Origin of the sequence: Limosilactobacillus pontis DSM 8475 (genome assembly GCF_001435345.1) — a bacterium.
Classification (GTDB): Bacteria; Bacillota; Bacilli; order Lactobacillales; family Lactobacillaceae; genus Limosilactobacillus; species Limosilactobacillus pontis.
This window is the reverse complement of the sequence record NZ_AZGO01000034.1, coordinates 1-811: the sequence shown is the minus strand read 5'-3', so window position 1 is coordinate 811 and position 811 is coordinate 1. Positions and strand designations below refer to the sequence as shown.

The window sequence follows — 811 nt, the reverse complement described above, 5'->3', positions numbered from 1 at the left end:
TTTTTTCCCAAATAGTTGGTTCTGTAAGGCTTTGATAATCATCTGCTGTTGAGCAATTTGTGCCTGAGCAGCGGCTAATTGCTTTTTGAGTTCAGCGCTTTGCTTTTCGTAATCCATGGTTCGTCACCTCCGTTCTTAATGAATTCTGATTAATTATATCAGAAGCGGAGGGATTTAAAAAGAGTTTTAGTAGAGATTACCTGGTTTAGCTTTATGAACATTAGGCGTTGGGAAAGGATTGAGTCCTTTCAAAAGTTTGACTAATTCCTGGTGCTTTAATAAGCGGGCTTCGGAAGAATTTCGCGGCCATTTAAGATGACCATTTTCATAGCGCTTATAAAGCAAGATAAAGCCTTCACCATCCCAATATAAGCCCTTGAAACGATCGCTCCTAAAGCCACAGAAAAGGAAGAGTGAATCATCATATAATTCCAAACCATAGTTTTCAGCGACCAGGATCGCTAGACCATCAATTCCTTTACGGAGGTCGGTCTTCCCACAAACAAGATAGATATGTTTAGGTGCGTGCCAATTAATGAGCATTTTCAACTAATACCTTTACTAACTCGCTGGCGAGCTTTGGATTAACACCTTTGAAGATGGTTAAACGAATCCCTTTAAGCTCTACCTTCGCCGCAATATGCTTATATGGCGCATGGGTTGGTGACGACATCGAAGATGGCTTTGAAATAAAATTGGGTGCAATGATTTCATGTTTTTCTTCCATAAAAAGTCTCCTAACTGAATTTCCGGTAATCAGTATAGGAGACCTCAAATTGAAAATATAGACGTGTTGTTATTCGGTGCTTAC

At 39.7% G+C, this 811-nt stretch carries 2 protein-coding genes; both read right to left on the bottom strand.

From position 1 onward, the window contains the following. Positions 1–186 precede the first annotated feature (186 nt). Complete coding sequence (gene tnpB, locus FD34_RS02185; RefSeq protein ID WP_057806374.1) at positions 187–543, bottom strand: IS66 family insertion sequence element accessory protein TnpB; 357 nt, start codon at positions 541–543, stop codon at positions 187–189. Beyond that, positions 533–727 (bottom strand): hypothetical protein, encoded by a 195-nt coding sequence (locus tag FD34_RS08555; protein ID WP_057806372.1) that lies wholly within the window; start codon positions 725–727, stop codon positions 533–535. Before FD34_RS08555 ends, tnpB begins: the two co-directional genes overlap by 11 nt. Positions 728–811 lie beyond the last annotated feature (84 nt).

Excerpts from the sequence above, each read along its gene's own strand:
- tnpB (WP_057806374.1), bottom strand. The coding sequence starts at position 543 with ATGCTCATTAATTGGCACGCACCTAAACATATCTATCTTGTTTGTGGG.
- FD34_RS08555 (WP_057806372.1), bottom strand. The coding sequence starts at position 727 with ATGGAAGAAAAACATGAAATCATTGCACCCAATTTTATTTCAAAGCCA.